Below are 18,380 nucleotides of genomic sequence, written 5' to 3' on the forward strand. Positions count from 1 at the left end.
TTTGGCCGGCAGGCATCGGGATCAGTGCCGATGTTTTTGACCGCGCGGAGGCATCTCGTATCAGGGCCGAACTTGAGCGCTATTGCTCACGTACCAACGGTACTGTGATCCCGTTCCCCAAGAGCACGCAGGGCTTTCTCTGCTACTCGTTTCCCAAGCGGATCGAAACCTTCGCCGTCCGGACCACAGCGGGGTTCAATGTGCTTGAAAAGCGTGCCGCCGATGATAAAACTTTCGATAGCAATGTCGCAGATTGGGGCTATGTGTCGATAGAGCGCCAGAATGAGCTTGCCAGGCAGGCCCGCCAGAAGGCAGTTGCCGACAAGCAGGAACAGCAGCTCCGCGACGCCTATAAGGTGAAGCATGTGGGTGCCCGGGTGTGCCAGGACCAGAAGAACATCCGCCTTCAAGGTACCGTAGAGCAGGTCAATGGCGACAAGATAAAAGTCTTCGTGGAGAGTGCGGGGTACATCGGCGCCCCAGGTCTACGGCCGGACGGCTTCCAGCAGGAGTATTACTGGGTCAACGCCTGGGCCGTTTACGCGTGCGAGTGACACAGCGCCGAATGCCATCGTCCAGATTCGGATAAAAGGCTAGAACTGGTGTCCACTTAGGAGGACACCATCCCCCAGTGTCAGGACAGTTGTCGTCTCCCCAAGTTTTCCCTGACAACGCAGACCACCAGCGGAAAGAGACTGTTCGTGCCGTACTGTTTATCGGGGCACAAAGCTGCATTGCTTAAGATACTGTCTCCCCCGCTCGACCTGTCGATGGCCGCAAGCGTACATTCAGTAAGCAAGCCGCTAGGCTGATTTCACTGCGATGTAGGTGAACATCAATGAAGCAGACGCTACTCGGAATGATCGAAGCAGGAGAGCCGTTAATGCGGCAGGCTATAGAAGCCATGCGTCACTATCACGAAGCGGAAACCACGGGCGATTCCGTGGAAGAGGTGGAGCGCCTCCGAGTGTTAGCTGAGTCACTATTTCAGGCAGTGTCGGAGTATCAGCTCCAGGCGCTCGGCAGCCTGACAAGGACTCTTCATTAGCTTGGAGGGCTGACCATCACGAATTCAGTCAAGCTCACGGTGACAGCAACGTTGGCGTTCATTGTAGGAGACGATCGGCTTCCGATCACCGTGAATCGAGCCTAAACTGGGTACTCAAGAACGCCGGCGCAGGACATGGCTATGAAAAACGCATTTGTCGCAGAGTTTCTCCGCAGCGCCAAGCAGGCGCCACGTTTGTATTTCGCGCCGTTAGTGGGAGCGATAAGGGAGGTCCGAGCTGAGTTCCGCAGGGTATCGAAGCGCTCGGACACCTCTGAATGAGCATTACTGAGCGGACCTGACGGGAGAAGATGGCAGCAAAAACGCTGCCACAAGCTGCGAGCAGCCGAGGCCTCGTGACAGGTAAAACACCGTGCTGATTCAAGCACCATGCGTTGTCACTTCGGCCTTTTAGGCTTGTGAGGTGCCACGTTATCCATATACTCAAGGAAGGCGCTCCCTTTCTCCTCATCAGTCAGATTCGTGACCGGAACCCGACGACGCGGTTTAACTGTCTGAGGCGCGTCCATGCCGAGAGCTTCAATGTCTTTGACCGCTGCTCGCTCTTTTGGAGTCAACGAGGAGTGAAAGACCGTGGCAATGACACGTTCGTGACGATCAGCACGAGTGAAATTCACGACGTTTGTCTTCATCGCAACAGGCAGATCGAAGGGGCATTGCAGGTCTTTGCGCATCTTCGTTTTACGACCGCTAAGCGCCTGTAGTTGTAGCTCTTCCACGTCAACGGCGCTTGCTGTGTACGCTGCAGCACGGTAGGCACGAGTGATATCGACCAGGTTCGCGCACTCCCGGCCCGCGTTGCGACATTCCACATATGCCAGCTTCAAAAGCGCCACCACCAATCGCTTGATACCAAAAGTACAGCGGTACAACTCAATGGCCAGCTCATCAACGTCGGCTTTTATGTAGCCGTTGCTCACTCTGAGACATTCAGCGACATAATTCCGCCAATCCGCGCTGCCAGGCTCATCCGGCAACATGATTCGGGGATCAGAGAGCAAGCGTTGCTTGTCCTCACTGTTACGACCAAAAAGCTTGTGACCCAAGCTGTAGTTGCACACAAAAACCATCGGCAGGCCAATGGCTGCCATTGTCAATAAAATATCAGTCACCCTTGCAGCCCCAGAGCCGCCGTTGGTGTGTTGCATCTCCTCTAACACCGCAAGGGAAACGCCATCTCTGTTAGCCCTTCGACGGGATTCCTTTAGCAGCTGAGCGACTGTGGTTCTTCCGATTCGCTTACGATCCCCGAAGACGAAATCTTCAAGCAGTGCCTTGCCGCTTGCTTTACCCCGCGCACTCGCATACCAATTTGAAACCAGGGTCACACTGCCTTCGTACAGTCCACACGAAAAATCCATTGGCAGCGGCAACACCTTGAGTAAAGCAGAAATGGTTTGGCTTTTTCCAACTCCAGCTAGACCAGAGAGGCAGACAGGATAGACCTCGACCGAGGGCGGATTAAAGATTTTTGATGCGTATTCCGCTTCACTTGTGAACAGCAATTGACTGTGCATCGAAGCTCTTCCAACCATCTCTCTAATAAATGCCAGCGAGAACTCGTTGGGAATGAAAATCTGCTCCAGTGTGAGTCTCAACTGTTCAGAGGCAATCAGGGCATCGACGGAGCCAAGCGCTAAAACGGGCTCAGGCCTGACTGTGACTTTGGCGCGGATCATCTCGACATCCAGGCATTCACTGAACCGATTATTAATCATCTTGTTCATTTGGTCTTACCTATAAAGCGGTCATAATCTGCTGCATCGCGCTGCGCTGATGCATTTTTTGCAGGCCGCCCTTTTCTTCGGTCACCACCGAACCAATCCTCTCCCGCCTCCTGTTTAAGCCAACCTCTAAAATACTGCTGAACGGCAGGGGTTTCGTCACGAAGCGCGGCTATGCCATTACGTCTTACTTGATGAATTAATTGCAGATCTCTCAGCGAAATATCGACGGAGCCCTCGAGGGTTCGTTGAGAGCGTACAAAATCCAGCTCATAGAGCTCACCATACACCTCTATCCATATGTGCCGGACACACATTGTGAGGGTGTAAGCCGTCGTTGAGACCACACCATTTCTCGCCACTTGGTCGAAGATTCCCGTAGCGACCAGAGACGGCGATCTGTACTTGCGACCATAGAAATACACCGCGTCGTTTCGGATGACCGCCGGGCGTTCAGCTAAGAATTTTCTGATTGCAGTGTCGGGCTGCATGCTCTGGGCAGAGTTTCGCCCTCGGCTATCCCAGTAGTTATAAATCGAGAGTGGCGTGGGCTTGACCCCGGCCAATACCAGCTCTTCGTCCAAGCGACGACTGGCGTCAGAGACATGGTTGTCCATGAGCACCTGCATAACCTCCCTCTTGGCCATCTGCACAAAATTCAGCCTGCTGTGAAAGTAGGTAGGCTGGTCCAACGTTTTCTTGTCCCGCGGATGGGATGCCTCCACAGAGGCCTTGGATTGTCCTGAAAACACAGGTGTGGTTTCGAAGGTGCCCAACCATTCAATCTCTGACTCTACGTCATACGTCGCTCCAGGACCGCGGTCGAAGACAAGGCCACGTGCAAGCCCCTCGCTCGGCCACTCGCCTGGATCAATGGTTATGCCATAAAGCTCACAATACTTGACCTTGTTAGTGGCCATCGAATACAGGCACATCTTGTATGCGTCCATACTCTCTTTGCCCTCAGCGAAGCCGATCCCGACAACGAGTCCTGAGAGGACACATACAGCACGAACCACACAAAAGCTGTCAACCGCACTTCCTTCCGAGACTCCAGAGAGTTTCTCAGAGATGTAGTAGCCATCAAATTCGACACGCTGATTAACGTTTACCAACTGATCTGCAAAGCTTCCCTGCGCGCCGGAAATCGCACGCGTTTTGTGGGTGCCTCTAACGGCAATGGATCGCTGTCTTGGGCTGACAGATTGTTCGATCTGATACCTGACCTGAGAAAGCGTGGGGAACGGTTCGCCCTCCGGATGGACGAACTCCATTTTGTCTTTCCCTTTTTTGACCACACAACCGAACATCTTGGTGAGAATTTCCGCGTAGATGGTGTTCGCCGTCTTGTGAGGAGACCTGACAGCGATGTATCCGGACAGAATCTTTTCCTTCATCACCTGGTCTGCGCGAAAGCCCCAATTTTTACCATGTGGCGAAGGTCGCCCCAGCCTACGAATGTATGAGGAATCACTCCGGTCCCAGCCGCCTATACGATGAAGGGACGGCATCAAAGCCCATTTGTTATGACCGAACACGATGTACGTGTAGAACCAGAGCCGCAAGCGCGAGGCGTTTTGCTGAGGCTTGTGGGCCTTGGCGTGGGCATTAATGACGGCGTCCGGGTTATCGCTGGCGAGAATCTCAGCATGCCGGAGAACGAGATCAGAAATAGCTGTGAAGCGTCGATTGACCTTTTGATCGTAGCTTTCTTTGGTCGAAACACGCAGCCCCTCTCGGTGAGCTATGGAAACACCATCGACTGGCTCAAGCCATGGGGGAAATTTATCCGCCGTACCATCCTCCAGAATCAATCCAGCTTCGAGGGCATCTTCGAATTCAACCCTCGTTAAAGTGATCAAATGGGACTTAAGCTCTTGACCCTCGTCAGTGAATTCGACCAGGCGTACTCGATTGGTACTGCCATTGCTGTGAAGGAAATGATAGATCCTACCTTTGGCCAGGCAAAGAAAGCCCTCCGGGGCGATCAGCCTCGCGCCGGCCATCATGATTCTTTCTCCTGAAAGAGTGCTCCGTACGCCTTGAGGAGATCACCATCATCTTTAGAGAAGGGATGATCGATGAGAATAGGCTTGAAGAAGTCGACCGGCAGCCGTCGCCCCCAAATATCTTGGTAAATTTTCGCAATGAACTGATCACGACTCCCCCAACGCTTTGCATACCTGATCGCCACGTAAGCAACGGGCTCGCCGTCATTAACAGCTTCTCGAAGAGCACCACTGAAGTCGTCAAGCAGGCTGGAATCAAGCGACAGCGGAAGCTCATGAGTCATGAACAGTAGGTCTAGATTTGCAATCACCGTCGGCGGAAGGTCATCCAAAGACACTTGCACTGTTCGTATCCCAGCGCTGGCGTAGTAGATCTCTTCTAGCTTGGTCCGAAGCACCGCATGAGTCCGATCTTTCTTCTGCTGGACCGGAGTCTTTACGCTCGAAAGCCTACGCTCCCCAAATGCTTCTTTACGATCCTTCACTGTCCAGTTGACGGCATATGGAATTCCGTCTTCCCCCCTCAAGTACAACAACAGGTCACCCTGGTAAGGGAACGGGATTTTCGCCCGGCGCCCGTCGGGCAAATCGACACCGATTTCGTAATGCTCGAACCCAAGCTCCTTCGCGATCTCCACCGTGCCTCTGACAGGTGCTAGAAAGACGCCTTTCATCAATGGATGGCCGCGGAGGGGATGGCCTGACGTCAGCGGCCATAGCATTTTCTGCTCGTGGAGATCGAACAGGTCAGGATGGTAAAGAGCTAACTGCGTAAACACTTTCTCAGGGGTGGAAAGCGCATGCAATTCCCGACCGAGCCTGCGGCTGTTGAGTCTGCTGATACGGGATCCTTTCGGAGCCTCTCGTGGCATAGCCAGGGTCGAGGGGATGTATGTGTCCCCCCACTCGAAGCCACCTTGACGGCTCAGGATGAGGGTTATTCGTTGTTTCGGTGTCATATCCGCGTTCCATTTTCTAGGCCTCACGTCGTCATATCGGCTGGGGATAAAACCTATAACGTCATGAAAACCCTTGTATTACGGGCCCGCTCGCGGATTTGCGCTGTGGATAACGCCAACTTTCCTGTGGACGAACGAACCCGTGCGAGACTTGACGTCCCGCAGCTAGGAATAGAGAATGGATTGGTCAGCGTCCTAACCTGACTTATCCACAGGGGCCCGAGTTCGCGCTTGGGCCCCTGTCTCTTGACTTCTAAAGTTGATATTTATTGATACGCGATAAGTATTCCTTTGTCGGATGTTAGTATTACTTTCGTGGCTAGCGGAAGTGCAGTTCTAGTTCGTACGACTCCCATGAAAATGGCGAGGCCATCGCAACCAAAAAATGAAATATGGTAACGCCTGAAATTGTTGCGTGACAACAAAAATAGTCATGATATGGAGCGTTCGACGCGGCGCTGCCAGCTATTTCGCTTCCGAATAAGGACGGTGCAGGCCGTGTAATCAGCGATATAGCGCACTTATAGCGTGCAAAGGAATTAAAAAAGCTACGTGTTATCGCTCGTCGTGATTTCTGATAGGTTACCAACCTCATCTATCATAAAGCCCGATCCGCTCGGGAGGCTTCTTAGGCCATGGCCCAGCCTGACGCGATACTACGGTGGTACAACGATGAGACCTTCTTCAGTCTGTGCAGCCGTCAGCACCAATTCCTGGGCCATCTTGATACTTCCAGCACATTAAAATGGCTTTTCGGTTCACAGCATAGCTATACCACTCATGACTTTCCCAGCAACCTCAGCTCTCTAGATAGTCGGATGACTGATTGTTGGGGCGATACCGCATCGATCATCCTTGAACACACTATTCTCCCCCTGTTAATCCCCTTTCAGTCTAGAGACCGAATCGACAACGCTGTCATAGCGATGAAAGGTGCCTCAATCGGATCAATTAAATACAGTCTTGGTCTTCTGACCGGGCGATTCGGTGCCGAGCATCCGTTGAAAGCCTGCACATCCTGCATGAGTGAGGACCGAATTACCTATGGTGTTCCTTATTGGCACCTTACGCACCAGTATCCTGGCGTTGTGCTGTGTCCAATTCATGGGGGGCTGTTGAAGGAATCCATCGTGAATCGGCAGTGGTCGGGGCGCTTCAAATGGGTACTTCCGAGTAACGAGCTATTAGAGTCAAACTCGCTGCCTGCTCTTAGCGGTGCAGCTAGAGATGCTCTTCGACTAATGAGTGAGGCAGTGCTAGACCTTGCATCTTATGGAAAGTCACGATGTTTTGATCCTATGGTTGTCAACGCTGTGTACAAGGATGCGCTCGATCAGCTTGGGACAAGCTCCGAGGTACGAGCCAGGGTAGCAACCTCATTCGCCGAATACGCATCGTTTATTCAACCTTATCCGCCATATACCTCCCTTCCAACCACGCAATCAAAAGCATCTGCTTTTATCGCACAGATGTCGCGCAAAGCTCGTGGCAGGTGCCATCCTCTAAAGCATCTGGTAATGATCACTTGGCTATTCGGCCGACTTAATTTTTTCATCGATGTATACGACCGACGCAGTGCGGCTGGCCTATTTATTCAAACTAGCAATGTTGATGTTGTGGGAGGCGACCAACAGCCTATCGCTGATAAGCCCAATGGCTCGGTTACTCGTAAGCCTAAAAAATTAAAACCTGCACTACGTGCTGCAGTTTTAGAAAGCCTAAAGAAAGGAGAAGCCAAAGATAAAATTTGTTCTACATTCAATATTTCCATTAGCACCGTTAATCGACTGCTCTCCTCAGACCCATTAGTAAAGTCGTTAAGGCAAGAGAACCAACTAAAAGAAAATTTTGATAATTATCGTGCACAATGGACCGGCGCCATTAAAGCAAACAGCCAAATGTCCACAAACGAATTACGCTCAACGATGCCGAGCATATATGCTTGGCTGTATCGCAATGATCGTGATTGGCTGCTAGAACGCAACTCACAATTGCTATGCGGGCGACTAGGAAATTACTCATGCATCGACTGGGAGAAGCGTGACATAGAACTCCAGAATCTTATAATTTCGACGATGCATCACGTATATGGCGCATTCGACCAGCTGAAAATAACTAAAACCACACTCTTCAGCTTGGTTCCAAGCTTGTCGCGCTTGCTGGAAAAGCGTGCCCGCTACCCGAAAACCCGGCTTTTTATCAAAGAATTATTACAACATGCTAAGGCTTGATGACCGTGTTTCCTTAAACGGGCTCGTCAGCCCTCGTAGCGCATTTACGCCGAGCCAATGAGTGACGCGAATCCGACTAGCCGGCTGAAAAAACTAACCCCTAAATGGTTTAGTTATTTAAAGGGTGGCTGTAAAAAATTAAAGGTGTAGCCGTCCCTGACGTAATCGGATGATCCCGATGTCTCTACTCGGTAGGTAGACATGAAAGAACTAACGCCATGTAATTCATAACCGTGTCGTCGCACGTCCGTCACAAACTCCGAGAAATGATCGTAAGTGAATATTATTGATTCGAAGATTAGGGCACTGAAATCTTCAAGAAGATACTCACAACCCTTCAATCCACCCAGCCTATTGGCCGCAGACTGGAGCTTATCGATATAAACACTCATCTCATCTACTTTCATATAGTCTTCGACGGCGTTGCACCTGAGCTTTTCATGCAAAACATTAACTGCCAACTGCTTAGGGATATGATATTCATATCCACAAATTTCTTCGTAAACTACAGACCGCTTTAACTTTTCTTTGTCGAAGTTCTGTTTTGAATCACACTCTGTAAAATGGCGGCCTTCGCACCCTGTCCACATTGTTGAGTAGCCCTTTCCTTCTCCATGCTTCGAAAATACAACTCCACAAAATGGACAGTGACGTAAAAGATGTACATTATGTTTTGCACAAACGTCAAGAGATCGGTGCAGTCTACGCCAGTAAGAAAACCCAATTCTATTGATATCGTCTTTTACACATTCTGGACAGAATGCCGCATGTTTTTCTTCATTCTCAACATACTGCCTCCCCAAAATAAATTTTGAGCCTGAATAAGCAATATCTTGAAAGTTATCCTTGAAGATGGACTTTAACGGATATCCGGTGTGGTAGTGGATTAGATGATTAAACCCATAGCAGCCCCCCCACCCCATTGTCTCGGCAATAATTCGTACTACCTCATTCCTCATGAAGTACCTAGAAATGTCACTGAACACCTCTACCGACGGATCTTGCCAATTGAGGTAAAGGTTCCGTTCGACGAAGGATCGCAGAGATTCGTCTGGTTGAATTCGCAAAAGCATAAAGAGGCGCTAGGCGGATGTCACCGGGGTTGGCAACAATAGATAGAAGGAAATGAAGCTTAGAAAAGGTCTGGAGGCCCTAAAGGGGGCCTCCGATCTACGACTGTGTTCAGCGCCTGAGAGATCAAGCGGTCACCTGCGACAGTTTTAATTCACATGCGACAGTTTTAATTCTCAAAAACCAACCGAGCAGTTGAATCCGCAGCCTTACTCCACCGTCACCGATTTCGCCAGGTTACGCGGCTGGTCGACGTCCGTGCCCTTGAGCACCGCAACGTAGTACGACAGCAGTTGCAGCGGAATGGTGTAGAGGATCGGCGCCAGGGTGTCGTGGATGTGCGGCATGGTGATGACATGCGTGCCTTCGGCATTGACCATCCCAGCCTGTTCGTCGGCGAAGACGATCAGTTGACCACCACGGGCGCGGACTTCCTGCAGGTTGGATTTGAGTTTCTCCAACAATTCGTTGTTCGGTGCCACCGTAACGATCGGCATATCGTTGTCCACCAGGGCCAACGGACCGTGCTTCAGCTCACCGGCCGGATAGGCTTCGGCATGGATATAGGAAATTTCCTTGAGCTTGAGCGAGCCTTCCATCGCCACCGGGTACTGCGCGCCACGGCCGAGGAACAGGGTGTGGTGCTTGTCGGCGAACAACTCGGCGACTTTCTCGACCTTGGCATCCATTGCCAGGGTCTCGCCCAGGCGCGTCGGCAAACGCCGCAACTCTTCCACAAGCTCCGCTTCGACACCGGGTGCCAGGGTGCCACGGACCTGGCCCAGGGCCAGGGTCAGCAGCAGCAGCCCAACCAGTTGGGTGGTGAAAGCCTTGGTCGAGGCCACGCCGATTTCGCGACCGGCCTGGGTCAGCAGGGTCAGGTCCGACTCGCGCACCAGCGAACTGATGCTGACGTTGCAGATCGCCAGGCTGCCGAGGAAACCCAGCTCCTTGGCATTGCGCAGGGCCGCCAGGGTGTCGGCGGTTTCTCCGGACTGGGAGATGGCGACGAACAAGGTGTCCGGCTGCACCACTACCTTGCGGTAGCGGAACTCACTGGCGACTTCGACCTGGCACGGGATACCCGCCAAACCTTCGAGCCAGTACCGTGCAACCATGCCGGCGTGATAGCTGGTGCCACAGGCAACGATCTGCACATTGCGCACTTTGGCGAACAACTCGGCGGCCTGGGGACCGAACGCCTGGACCAGGACCTGGTTCGGGCCGAGACGGTTTTCCAGGGTGCGCTGGACCACAGTCGGTTGTTCGTGGATTTCCTTGAGCATGAAGTGGCGGAACGCGCCCTTCTCGGCCGCTTCCGCGCCGTCACGATACTGCACCGCTTCGCGCTCGACCTGATGGCCATCAATGTCCCAGATCTGCACGCTGTCGCGATGGATCTCGGCGATATCGCCCTCTTCCAGGTACATGAACCGGTCGGTGACCTGACGCAACGCCAGTTGGTCGGAAGCGAGGAAGTTTTCCCCCAGGCCCAGGCCGATCACCAACGGACTGCCACTGCGGGCCGCGAGCAGGCGATCCGGTTGCTGCGCGTTGATCACCGCCAGGCCATAGGCGCCATGCAGCTCCTTGACCGTGGCTTTCAGGGCCTTGGTCAAGTCACCCAGTTGCTTGAACTTGTGGTTCAGCAGGTGGGCGATGACCTCGGTATCTGTGTCCGAGGTAAAGACGTAGCCCAGCCCTTTGAGCTGTTCACGCAGTGCCTCGTGGTTCTCGATGATGCCGTTGTGCACGACAGCAATATCGGACCCGGAAAAATGTGGGTGGGCATTACGTTCACAGGGCGCGCCGTGGGTCGCCCAACGGGTGTGGGCGATACCCAGGCGACCGGCCAGGGGCGCGGCGGCCAACGCCTGCTCAAGCTCACTGACCTTACCCGAGCGACGGACGCGCTCCAGCTTGCCGTTGTGGCTGAAAACGGCGACACCGGCGCTGTCGTAGCCGCGGTATTCCAGACGCTTCAGGCCTTCGACCAGGATGGCCGTGATATTACGTTCAGCAACTGCACCGACAATTCCACACATGCTCTATTTCTCCTGGCTGGCAACCGCGCAAATGACAGTGATGCCACGGGCCTGAATCTGTTCGCGTACCTCTTTGGGCAAACGATCATCGGTAATAAGGGTATGGATACTGCTCCAGGGCAGTTCCAGGTTGGGAATCTTGCGGCCGATCTTGTCCGACTCGACCATGACCACCACTTCCCGGGCGACTTCCGCCATCACCCGGCTCAGTCCCAGCAGTTCGTGGAAGGTGGTGGTGCCACGCTCCAGATCGATACCGTCGGCACCGATGAACAGTTGGTCGAAGTCGTAGGAACGCAGGACGCGCTCGGCGACCTGGCCCTGGAAAGACTCGGAGTGCGGGTCCCAGGTGCCGCCGGTCATCAACAGCACCGGCTCGTGTTCCAGTTCGCTCAGGGCACGGGCGACATGCAGGGAGTTGGTCATCACCACCAGGCCGGGTTGCTGGCCGAGTTGCGGGAGCATCGCGGCGGTGGTGCTACCACTGTCGATAATGATACGCGCGTGCTCACGAATACGTCCTACAGCGGTACGGGCAATAGCCTGCTTGTAGCGGGAAATCGCCTGGGCCGGGTCGCTGAACAGTTCGTGGGGAATGGTGATCGCCCCGCCGTAGCGGCGCATCAGCAGGCCGTGGCTTTCCAGGGCCGCGAGGTCCTTGCGAATCGTCACCTCGGAGGTTTCGAAGCGCCTGGCCAATTCATCCACGCTGACTTCGCCCTGATCATTGAGCATGGCCAGGATATTGTGCCGACGTTGTGGGGTGTTGCGTTTCGATATAGTCACTTAAGTTTCGATTCGAAAGATAACAGCGGCAATAAGACCTTCGAATCGAAACTTAGTCAAGTGAAATGATCATCAGTTGTGGGTAAATCTACCGCCATCGCCGCTGTGGATAACTCAGCGCTTGTTGATTTTCACCGGACGCTTCCAGCCCTCGATATTACGCTGGCGGGCGCGGGCCACGCCCAACTGCCCTTCACCCACGTCCTGGTTGATGGTCGAACCCGCCGCCGTACTGGCGCCGGCAGAGATATCCACAGGCGCCACCAACGAGTTGTTGGAGCCGATGAAGACGTCCTCGCCCAGCACCGTCTTGTGCTTGTTGGCCCCGTCATAGTTGCAGGTGATGGTGCCGGCACCGATATTGGTCCGCGCACCGACTTCGGCATCGCCGAGGTAGGTCAGGTGCCCGCACTTGGCGTCTTCGCCCAGGTGCGCATTCTTCAGTTCGACAAAGTTACCCACATGGGCACGGGCGTCGAGCACACTGCCCGGGCGCAGGCGGGCGAACGGACCGGCATCGCTGCCCTCACCCATGATCGCACCGTCGAGATGGCTGTTGGCCTTGATGGTCACGCCCTTGCGCAGCGTACTGTTCCTGATCACGCAGTTCGGGCCGATGACCACGTTGTCCTCGATCACCACCTGGCCTTCGAGAATCACGTTGATATCGATCAGCACATCGCGACCGACAATCACCTCGCCACGCACATCGAAGCGCGCCGGATCGCGCAGGGTCACGCCCTGGGCCATCAGCCGCCGGGCCGCACGCAACTGGTAATGACGCTCCAGCTCGGCCAGTTGCTGGCGGTCGTTGGCGCCCTGCACTTCCATCGCATCCAGGGGTTGCTCGGTGGCGACCGCCAGGCCGTCAGCCACCGCCATGGCAATCACGTCGGTCAGGTAGTACTCACCCTGGGCATTGTTGTTCGACAGGCGGCTCATCCACTCCCCCAGGCGCTTGGCCGGCACCGCGAGAATCCCGGTGTTGCCCTCGGTGATGGCCAGTTCCGTCGCGCTGGCGTCCTTCTGCTCGACAATAGCGGCCACCTTGCCGGCGCCATCGCGCACAATCCGGCCATAACCGGTCGGGTTATCCAGCTCCACCGTCAATAGCCCAAGCTGCTCGGGGCCCGCCTGCTCCAACAGACGACGCAAGGTCTCGACTTCGATCAGGGGGACATCACCGTAGAGGATCAGCACGGTATCGGCGCTGATGAACGGCACCGCCTGGGCTACGGCATGGCCAGTGCCGAGCTGCTGGTCCTGCAGGACAAAATTCAGGTCAGCGGCGGCCAAGCGTTCGCGCACCAGCTCGGCGCCATGGCCGATCACCACGTGGATGCGCTGTGGATCAAGTTGTCGGGCGCTGTGGATAACATGTCCCAACATCGAATTGCCCGCGACCGGGTGCAGGACTTTAGGCAACGACGAACGCATCCGGGTGCCCTGACCCGCCGCGAGAATAACGATTTCGAGAGACATGACTGGCTACCAATCCTGGAGTGGTCACGACTGTGACCCGGTGATAAACGCGGAAAAGAAAAAAGGGTAGCCGAGGCTACCCTTTTTAATCAATCACACAACAAGCCTCGGCTTAACCGCCGAACTTCTTGCGGATCTGCTGGACGGTGCGCAGCTGGGCTGCAGCCTCGGCCAGACGTGCGGCAGCGGAACCGTAGTCGAAGTCCGCGCCTTTTTCGTGCAGGGCCTTCTCGGCAGCCTTGACGGCTTCCTGAGCGGAGGCTTCGTCCAGGTCGGCAGCACGTTGCACGGTGTCGGCAAGAACCTTGACCATGTTCGGCTGAACCTCGAGGAAACCACCGGAGATGTAGAACACCTCGGCTTCCCCGCCCTGCTTGATCAAGCGGATCGGACCCGGCTTGAGATTGGTGATCAGCGGCGCGTGGCCCAGGGCGATACCCAGATCACCCAGTGCACCGTGCGCAATCACCATCTCGACCAGCCCGGAGAAGATTTCCCCTTCCGCACTGACGATATCGCAATGGACTGTCATAGCCATCTGATTGCCTCAACCTAAATTAGCGCCCGTTGCCAGGCGCCGGGATTACAGTTTCTTGGCTTTCTCGATCGCTTCTTCGATGCCGCCAACCATGTAGAACGCTTGTTCTGGCAGGTGGTCGTAGTCACCGTTGAGGATGCCTTTGAAGCCAGCAATGGTGTCTTTCAGGGAAACGTATTTACCCGAGGCACCGGTGAAGACTTCAGCCACGAAGAACGGCTGCGACAGGAAGCGCTGGATCTTACGAGCGCGGGATACCAACTGCTTGTCGGTTTCCGACAGCTCGTCCATACCCAGGATCGCGATGATGTCCTTCAGCTCTTTGTAACGCTGCAGCACATACTGGACGCCGCGAGCGGTTTCGTAGTGCTCGTTGCCGATCACGTTCGGGTCCAGCTGGCGCGAAGTCGAGTCCAGTGGATCGACCGCTGGGTAGATACCCAGGGAGGCGATGTCACGGGACAGTACGACGGTGGCGTCCAAGTGGGCGAAGGTGGTCGCCGGCGACGGGTCGGTCAAGTCATCCGCGGGAACGTAGACGGCCTGGATCGAGGTAATCGAACCGTTCTTGGTCGAAGTGATGCGCTCTTGCAGCACGCCCATCTCTTCAGCCAGGGTCGGCTGGTAACCTACTGCCGAAGGCATACGGCCCAGCAGTGCGGATACTTCGGTACCGGCCAGGGTGTAACGGTAGATGTTGTCGACGAACAGCAGAACGTCGTTACCTTCGTCACGGAACTTCTCGGCCATGGTCAGGCCGGTCAAGGCTACGCGCAGACGGTTTCCCGGCGGCTCGTTCATCTGACCGTAAACCAGTGCCACTTTGTCCAGGACGTTGGAGTCCTTCATCTCGTGGTAGAAGTCGTTACCCTCACGAGTACGCTCACCCACACCGGCGAACACGGAATAACCGCTGTGCTCGATGGCGATGTTACGGATCAGTTCCATCATGTTTACGGTCTTGCCGACACCGGCACCACCGAACAGACCGACTTTACCGCCCTTGGCGAACGGGCAAACCAGGTCGATAACCTTGATGCCGGTTTCCAGCAGGTCGTTGCCGCCCGCTTGTTCGGCGAAGGATGGCGCTGGACGGTGAATGCCCCAACGCTCTTCGGTGTCGATCGGGCCAGCTTCGTCGATCGGGTTGCCGAGGACGTCCATGATCCGGCCCAGGGTCGCTTTACCGACCGGTACGGAGATGGCCGCGCCGGAGTCGACAACGTCCAGACCGCGCTTCAAGCCTTCGGTGGAACCCATCGCAATGGTACGCACCACGCCGTCGCCCAGCTGCTGCTGGACTTCCAGGGTGGTTTCCGCGCCTTGTACTTTCAGCGCGTTGTAGATGCTCGGTACGCTGTCGCGTGGAAATTCCACGTCGATAACGGCGCCGATGATTTGAACGATACGTCCGCTACTCATAGCTGGATCCTCTGAATATTTGAACCGTTAAACCGCGGCAGCGCCGCCGACGATTTCCGAGATCTCTTGGGTGATCGCAGCCTGACGCGCCTTGTTGTAGATCAGCTGCAAATCGCTGATCAAATCACCGGCGTTGTCGGTAGCGTTCTTCATCGCGATCATCCGCGCAGCTTGTTCGGCCGCGTTGTTCTCGACCACCGCCTGGTAGACCTGCGACTCCACGTAACGCACCATCAGGCCGTCAAGCAGCTCTTTGGCGTCCGGTTCGTAGAGATAGTCCCAGTGGTGCTTGAGTTCTTGATCCGGGGTCGCCACCAGAGGAATCAACTGCTCCACTGTAGGCTGCTGGGTCATGGTGTTGATGAACTTGTTGGACACCACGGACAGGCGGTCAATACGGCCGTCCAGGTAGGCATCCAGCATCACCTTGACGCTGCCGATCAGATCGTTGATCGACGGCTCTTCACCCAGGTGGCTGATAGCGGCAACGACGTTACCGCCGAAGTTGCGGAAGAATGCCGCGCCCTTGCTACCGACCACACACAGATCAATCTCGACGCCGTTTTCGCGGTTTACCGCCATGTCCTTGACCAGGGCCTTGAACAGGTTGGTGTTCAAGCCACCGCACAGACCACGGTCACTGCTCACCACGACATAGCCGACGCGCTTGACGGCGCGGTCGATCATGAACGGGTGGCGGTATTCCGGGTTGGCGTTGGCCAGATGCCCAATTACCTGGCGGATACGCTCCGCATAAGGACGGCTAGCAGCCATGCGCATTTGTGCCTTGCGCATTTTGCTGACCGCCACTTTTTCCATGGCGCTGGTAATCTTTTGCGTGCTTTTGATGCTCGCAATCTTACTGCGAATCTCTTTTGCGCCTGCCATGTAACACCTATCAGGTTAGCAAGCGGGAGCCTTGCGGCTCCCGCTGCGGCTTACCAGGTTTGGGTGGCCTTGAACTTCTCGATACCAGCCTTCAGGCCAGCGTCGATCTCGTCATTGAAGTCACCCTTCACGTTGATCTTGGCCAACAAGTCGGCATGATCGCGGTTGAAGTAAGCAATCAGCGCTTGTTCGAAGCTACCGACCTTGGCGATTTCGACGTCAGTCAGGAACCCACGCTCAGCGGCATACAGCGACAGCGACATGTCGGCAATCGACATCGGCGCATATTGCTTCTGCTTCATCAGCTCGGTAACGCGCTGACCGTGTTCAAGTTGCTTGCGGGTCGCTTCGTCCAGGTCAGAAGCGAACTGGGCGAATGCCGCCAGTTCACGGTACTGAGCCAGGGCGGTACGGATACCACCGGACAGCTTCTTGATGATCTTGGTCTGAGCGGCACCACCTACGCGGGATACCGAAACACCGGCGTTCACAGCAGGACGGATCCCGGAGTTGAACATCGCCGATTCCAGGAAGATCTGACCGTCGGTGATGGAAATCACGTTGGTCGGAACGAACGCGGAAACGTCGCCAGCCTGGGTTTCGATGATCGGCAGCGCGGTCAGGGAACCGGTCTTGCCAGTCACTGCGCCCTTGGTGAACTTCTCGACATACTCTTCCGAAACGCGGGATGCGCGCTCCAGCAGACGGGAGTGGAGATAGAACACGTCGCCTGGGTAGGCTTCACGGCCTGGTGGACGGCGCAGCAGCAGGGAAATCTGGCGGTAAGCCACTGCTTGCTTGGACAGATCGTCATAAACGATCAGCGCGTCTTCACCGCGGTCGCGGAAGTATTCGCCCATGGTGCAACCGGAGTACGGTGCCAGGAACTGCAGCGCGGGAGATTCCGAAGCACTGGCCGCCACGATGATGGTGTTGGCCAGGGCGCCGTTTTCTTCCAGCTTGCGAACCACGTTGGCGATGGTCGATTGTTTCTGACCGATAGCCACGTAGACGCAGAAAATGCCGCTGTCTTTCTGGTTGATGATCGCGTCGATCGCCAGAGCGGTTTTACCGATCTGACGGTCACCGATGATCAGCTCACGCTGGCCACGGCCGACCGGGATCATCGCATCGACAGCCTTGTAGCCAGTCTGTACAGGCTGGTCTACCGACTTACGCCAGATCACGCCTGGAGCAACTTTCTCGACCGCGTCGGTCTCGGTGTTGTTCAGTGGACCTTTGCCGTCAACCGGGTTACCCAGTGCGTCGACAACGCGACCCAGCAGTTCCTTACCGACCGGAACTTCGAGGATGCGGCCGGTGCACTTGGCGCTCATGCCTTCAGCCAGACTGGTGTAGGCGCCCAGTACCACGGCACCTACGGAGTCTTGCTCGAGGTTGAGGGCCATACCGTAGACGCCGCCCGGAAACTCGATCATCTCGCCGTACATGACGTCGGCCAGACCGTGAATCCGCACGATACCGTCAGACACGCTGACGACAGTGCCTTCGTTACGGGCTTGGGAGGTCACATCGAGCTTGTCGATGCGGCCCTTGATAATTTCACTTATTTCGGAAGGATTGAGTTGCTGCATTGCTCTGCTGCCCCTTCAAACTCAAGATTTCAATGCTTCGGCCAGGCTCGCGAGTTTGCCGCGAACCGAGCCATCGATAACCAGGTCGCCGGCGCGGATCACGACACCACCAATCAGGGTGGCATCCTCCGCAACTTGCAGGCGCACTTCCCGATTGAGTCGTGCACTGAGAACCTTGGCGAGTTTGTCTTGCTGTTCTTGGTTCAATGCAAAAGCACTGGTGACTTCCACGTCTACCGATTTCTCTTGTTCGGCCTTGTACAGGTCGAACAGAGCGGCGATCTCCGGCAACAGCAGGAGACGGTCGTTTTCAGCAACGACGTGGATGAAATTCTGTGCCTTGACATCGAACTTGTCGCCACACACGTCAATGAACGTGGTGGCCTTTTCTGCGCTCGTCAGTCGCGGGGCCTTGAGCACGCGCTGCATGGTGTCGTCTTCCGACACCGCTGCTGCCAGGCCGAGCATGGCTGACCAATTGGCCAGTTGCTGGTGGGCCTGAGCGTGCTCGAAGGCCGCCTTAGCGTAAGGTCGGGCCAACGTGGTCAGTTCTGCCATGGT

At 55.4% G+C, this 18,380-nt stretch carries 15 protein-coding genes; 3 read left to right on the forward strand and 12 right to left on the reverse strand.

Annotated elements, in window-relative coordinates; genetic code table 11:
• Positions 1-554 (forward strand): hypothetical protein (locus M5B96_RS24920; protein ID WP_248799649.1); only part of this gene is annotated, 554 nt, incomplete at its 5' end.
• A 284-nt stretch (positions 555-838) separates the two neighbouring features.
• The gene (locus M5B96_RS24925) at positions 839-1,048 is read left to right on the forward strand and encodes a hypothetical protein (RefSeq protein WP_248799650.1); all 210 of its coding nucleotides are present in this window, start codon (positions 839-841) and stop codon (positions 1,046-1,048) included.
• A 398-nt stretch (positions 1,049-1,446) separates the two neighbouring features.
• On the opposite strand, the gene M5B96_RS24930 is transcribed toward M5B96_RS24925, so the two are convergent.
• The 3 genes from M5B96_RS24930 to M5B96_RS24940 are packed head-to-tail and all read right to left on the reverse strand — an operon-like array spanning position 1,447 to position 5,761.
• Positions 1,447-2,796 (reverse strand): transposase, encoded by a 1,350-nt coding sequence (locus tag M5B96_RS24930; RefSeq protein ID WP_248799651.1) that lies wholly within the window; start codon positions 2,794-2,796, stop codon positions 1,447-1,449.
• Positions 2,793-4,802 carry a transposase gene (locus tag M5B96_RS24935; RefSeq protein WP_248799652.1) on the reverse strand — a complete coding sequence of 670 codons (2,010 nt, stop codon included), beginning with the start codon at positions 4,800-4,802 and terminating at the stop codon, positions 2,793-2,795. Before M5B96_RS24935 ends, M5B96_RS24930 begins: the two co-directional genes overlap by 4 nt.
• Positions 4,799-5,761 carry a hypothetical protein gene (locus M5B96_RS24940; RefSeq protein ID WP_248799653.1) on the reverse strand — a complete coding sequence of 321 codons (963 nt, stop codon included), beginning with the start codon at positions 5,759-5,761 and terminating at the stop codon, positions 4,799-4,801. The genes M5B96_RS24935 and M5B96_RS24940 overlap by 4 nt, the downstream gene beginning before the upstream one ends.
• A gap of 635 nt (positions 5,762-6,396) precedes the next feature.
• On the opposite strand from M5B96_RS24940, the gene M5B96_RS24945 reads away from it, so the two are divergent.
• Complete coding sequence (locus M5B96_RS24945; RefSeq protein WP_248799654.1) at positions 6,397-7,992, forward strand: TnsD family transposase; 1,596 nt, start codon at positions 6,397-6,399, stop codon at positions 7,990-7,992.
• A 113-nt stretch (positions 7,993-8,105) separates the two neighbouring features.
• Here the strand turns inward: M5B96_RS24945 and M5B96_RS24950 are convergent, their stop codons facing one another.
• The 9 genes from M5B96_RS24950 to M5B96_RS24990 all read right to left on the reverse strand — a co-directional run bounded on the left by M5B96_RS24950 (position 8,106) and on the right by M5B96_RS24990 (position 18,377).
• Positions 8,106-9,065, reverse strand: coding sequence for a TniQ family protein (locus M5B96_RS24950; RefSeq protein WP_248799655.1), 960 nt, complete (start codon positions 9,063-9,065; stop codon positions 8,106-8,108).
• A 207-nt stretch (positions 9,066-9,272) separates the two neighbouring features.
• Positions 9,273-11,108: a glutamine--fructose-6-phosphate transaminase (isomerizing) gene (glmS, locus tag M5B96_RS24955; protein ID WP_248799656.1), complete on the reverse strand. Its 1,836-nt coding sequence runs from the start codon at positions 11,106-11,108 to the stop codon at positions 9,273-9,275.
• A gap of 3 nt (positions 11,109-11,111) precedes the next feature.
• The gene (locus M5B96_RS24960) at positions 11,112-11,888 is read right to left on the reverse strand and encodes a DeoR/GlpR family DNA-binding transcription regulator (RefSeq protein WP_103497205.1); all 777 of its coding nucleotides are present in this window, start codon (positions 11,886-11,888) and stop codon (positions 11,112-11,114) included.
• Between the two features lie 120 nt (positions 11,889-12,008).
• The gene (gene glmU / locus M5B96_RS24965; RefSeq protein ID WP_248799657.1) at positions 12,009-13,376 is read right to left on the reverse strand and encodes a bifunctional UDP-N-acetylglucosamine diphosphorylase/glucosamine-1-phosphate N-acetyltransferase GlmU; all 1,368 of its coding nucleotides are present in this window, start codon (positions 13,374-13,376) and stop codon (positions 12,009-12,011) included.
• 112 nt (positions 13,377-13,488) lie between these two features.
• Positions 13,489-13,914 (reverse strand): F0F1 ATP synthase subunit epsilon, encoded by a 426-nt coding sequence (locus M5B96_RS24970; protein WP_248799658.1) that lies wholly within the window; start codon positions 13,912-13,914, stop codon positions 13,489-13,491.
• Positions 13,915-13,959: 45 nt separating this feature from the next.
• A complete protein-coding gene (gene atpD, locus M5B96_RS24975; RefSeq protein WP_100939907.1) occupies positions 13,960-15,336 on the reverse strand; it encodes a F0F1 ATP synthase subunit beta in 1,377 nt (458 codons plus the stop codon).
• Positions 15,337-15,363: 27 nt separating this feature from the next.
• On the reverse strand, positions 15,364-16,224 hold the full coding sequence (atpG, locus tag M5B96_RS24980; RefSeq protein WP_040071850.1) for a F0F1 ATP synthase subunit gamma: 861 nt from the start codon (positions 16,222-16,224) through the stop codon (positions 15,364-15,366).
• Positions 16,225-16,274: 50 nt separating this feature from the next.
• The gene (gene atpA, locus M5B96_RS24985) at positions 16,275-17,819 is read right to left on the reverse strand and encodes a F0F1 ATP synthase subunit alpha (RefSeq protein WP_100939909.1); all 1,545 of its coding nucleotides are present in this window, start codon (positions 17,817-17,819) and stop codon (positions 16,275-16,277) included.
• Between the two features lie 21 nt (positions 17,820-17,840).
• Complete coding sequence (locus M5B96_RS24990) at positions 17,841-18,377, reverse strand: F0F1 ATP synthase subunit delta (protein WP_248799659.1); 537 nt, start codon at positions 18,375-18,377, stop codon at positions 17,841-17,843.
• Positions 18,378-18,380: the final 3 nt, after the last annotated feature.

This window comes from Pseudomonas sp. MWU13-2105 (assembly GCF_023242315.1).
Lineage (GTDB): Bacteria > Pseudomonadota > Gammaproteobacteria > Pseudomonadales > Pseudomonadaceae > Aquipseudomonas.

Coding starts and splice junctions, on each gene's coding strand:
- glmS (WP_248799656.1), bottom strand. CDS start 11,108: ATGTGTGGAATTGTCGGTGCAGTTGCTGAACGTAATATCACGGCCATC.
- M5B96_RS24950 (WP_248799655.1), bottom strand. CDS start 9,065: ATGCTTTTGCGAATTCAACCAGACGAATCTCTGCGATCCTTCGTCGAA.
- atpA (WP_100939909.1), bottom strand. CDS start 17,819: ATGCAGCAACTCAATCCTTCCGAAATAAGTGAAATTATCAAGGGCCGC.
- M5B96_RS24925 (WP_248799650.1), top strand. CDS start 839: ATGAAGCAGACGCTACTCGGAATGATCGAAGCAGGAGAGCCGTTAATG.
- glmU (WP_248799657.1), bottom strand. CDS start 13,376: ATGTCTCTCGAAATCGTTATTCTCGCGGCGGGTCAGGGCACCCGGATG.
- M5B96_RS24990 (WP_248799659.1), bottom strand. CDS start 18,377: ATGGCAGAACTGACCACGTTGGCCCGACCTTACGCTAAGGCGGCCTTC.
- M5B96_RS24930 (WP_248799651.1), bottom strand. CDS start 2,796: ATGAACAAGATGATTAATAATCGGTTCAGTGAATGCCTGGATGTCGAG.
- atpD (WP_100939907.1), bottom strand. CDS start 15,336: ATGAGTAGCGGACGTATCGTTCAAATCATCGGCGCCGTTATCGACGTG.
- atpG (WP_040071850.1), bottom strand. CDS start 16,224: ATGGCAGGCGCAAAAGAGATTCGCAGTAAGATTGCGAGCATCAAAAGC.
- M5B96_RS24970 (WP_248799658.1), bottom strand. CDS start 13,914: ATGGCTATGACAGTCCATTGCGATATCGTCAGTGCGGAAGGGGAAATC.
- M5B96_RS24940 (WP_248799653.1), bottom strand. CDS start 5,761: ATGACACCGAAACAACGAATAACCCTCATCCTGAGCCGTCAAGGTGGC.
- M5B96_RS24945 (WP_248799654.1), top strand. CDS start 6,397: ATGGCCCAGCCTGACGCGATACTACGGTGGTACAACGATGAGACCTTC.
- M5B96_RS24935 (WP_248799652.1), bottom strand. CDS start 4,802: ATGATGGCCGGCGCGAGGCTGATCGCCCCGGAGGGCTTTCTTTGCCTG.